At 57.9% G+C, this 2,117-nt stretch carries 2 protein-coding genes; both read left to right on the top strand.

The features are described from left to right. Positions 1–148 precede the first annotated feature (148 nt). Positions 149–1,231, top strand: a complete 1,083-nt coding sequence (locus EV671_RS26445; RefSeq protein ID WP_132576882.1) for a tyrosine-type recombinase/integrase — start codon at positions 149–151, stop codon at positions 1,229–1,231. A gap of 428 nt (positions 1,232–1,659) precedes the next feature. Then, positions 1,660–2,040 (top strand): hypothetical protein, encoded by a 381-nt coding sequence (locus EV671_RS26440; RefSeq protein WP_132576881.1) that lies wholly within the window; start codon positions 1,660–1,662, stop codon positions 2,038–2,040. Positions 2,041–2,117: the final 77 nt, after the last annotated feature.

Genomic DNA, 2,117 nt, shown 5'->3' with positions numbered 1-2,117 from the left:
TCACTGCCCTCGATCACACCCGGCCTGAGCGGGCACTTCGAGCAAAACCGCGTCCTCACCGCCGAATAAGCGCGTTTCCTGACCGCCGTTCACAATCGCGGGCAAGTGGATCTCTCGGACGACCAAGCAGCGTGATCGGGCGAAGGCGGTGACGGCGGCGATCAAGGTTCGGGCCGAATGCGAGATCAAGCACGAGCATGGCATTGCGATCCAGACCAAGGCGTTTCGCGATGTCGCTAAGCTTGCCATCGAGCGGATGCGACAGCGGCCTGCCAATGCCAAGGGTGCCAGTACCGTGAAGGATCACGAATGGGCGCTGACCAAATACCACATCCCCTTCTTTGACCGCACGTACATCACCAGCATCGATCATCAGAAGCTGGCTGACTTCGACGCATGGCGAATTGGGCAGATGGGGAGGACGCCGGCGCAGTCCACGTTGAAGACGCACAACGCCGCACTTCGGAGGGTCTACGACGAAGCTGTCATCCGTAAGTGGATGGCGCCAGGGCAGGTCCCTGTGCTGTCTTCGGCTGCGGGAGTTCCAGCGTCACGCCGGGACTACTTCACGTCAGAAGAAATAGCAAAGATTCGGGGGGCGTTTCCGGCCTGGATCACGGCACGCAACAGCGAGAAGACGCGCCAGATTCGCGAGCTGCTCTTTTTCTATTTCAACGTGGCGGTGCACACGGGGCTGAGACCGGGCACCGAAATGGACAACTTGCGCTGGAACGACATTCAGGTCCGCAAGGATCATGTCGTCATCACCGTGCGCAAAGGCAAGACGACGCTGCACACGGGCAACCGGCATGTTGTCGGCAACAGCATCGTGCTGGAAATGATCCTCGACATGCTCGCAGGTGCGCAGAGTGCCGAAGAAGTGAACGAGTCAGACCTTTCCGAGGATTCGAACCCACTCGTGTTCCAGATGCCAGAGGGTAGTTCAAAAGAGCTGCTAACTCGTAACTTCACCGCACTGCTCAAGCGCCTCAAGTTGGAGAGCGGCCCGGGTGGAAAGCGGACTCTGTATTCCCTTCGTCACACCTACATCACGCACTTGATCCTGGACCGTGTGCCGGTCAACGTGATCGCGAAACAGTGCGGTACGAGCGCCGCCATGATCGAGGCGCACTACAGCCACATCACGCCGCTGATGTATGCCAAGGAGCTGGCCGGGGTGGAAGGTGCTCAGCTCACGCGCCTGATCGACCAGTACGCGGATCTGAGCTGAGAGGCTCACGTCTACTGCCTTGCGCGTGGCCCGCTCTAGCAGCTTTTGGGTCCGGCTTTGTGGGCCCTCGCAGGCGCTGGTGAGGAAGTTAACTGGGTTGGCGGTCACTCACATTGACCATCTATTGACGTTTCATCCCGTTGGGGATGATTCGTGAAGTAATGCACGAATGTGATCCGATTGCAGCGGCCGTTTGGCGTCAAAAATAAGGGTAAACCATGAAACGCCAGCTCGTTTCAGCGCGAAAGTGAATACGGGGGTATTCATTTTTGGACTCTGACTGGGGCCTGGACACGCTTCGGCGGCATCCGAAATAGTCCAGGCATCGCGGCAGGCCGCCTCGCAATCCCGCAAGACGAAGCAAAGCTGGCATTGGGTCAGTTGAGCCGCTGCATTGCCGTGATGAATCAACTTGAAGGAAATTCACTATGACCACCACTCACGCTCAGCCTGCTGGCATCGAGACGCAATCGGTTGCTGTCCCGGTAACCCTCGCACCGATCAGCGCCAAGGCGTTGGATGTTCAAGGCGTCTTAGACGAAGCCACCAGCCTCCGGGACGAAGCCAGCAAGGACTGGCAGCAGTTTTACCTCGCTGGCCGCGCTGCTACCAAGAAGACGATGCAGAACGTATACGGCCTGTACTACGTCGTCATGCATAGCGACGAAAAGTTCATGGTCATCGCGAGGATGAAGGAGAAGGTGCCGAAGGAAAAGGTGCGCGAAACCACGAGGGAAGCCGCGATCTTCATTCGGTACGTCTTCAAAGACTTTGACGACAAGCAGGTCCATGTGTTACGTCCCGCGTAGATTTCGGCTCGCGATCCCAAGCTATTCGAGGTTGAGTCAAGGCTGCTGTCTCGCGAAGAATTGGACGGGACTCGCAC

Origin of the sequence: Roseateles saccharophilus (assembly GCF_004342485.1) — a bacterium.
GTDB classification, from domain to species: domain Bacteria; phylum Pseudomonadota; class Gammaproteobacteria; order Burkholderiales; family Burkholderiaceae_C; genus Pelomonas; species Pelomonas saccharophila.
Note: the sequence above shows the minus strand (reverse complement) of the source record. Positions and strands in the feature narration are given on the sequence as shown.

Coding starts and splice junctions, on each gene's coding strand:
- EV671_RS26440 (WP_132576881.1), top strand. CDS start 1,660: ATGACCACCACTCACGCTCAGCCTGCTGGCATCGAGACGCAATCGGTT.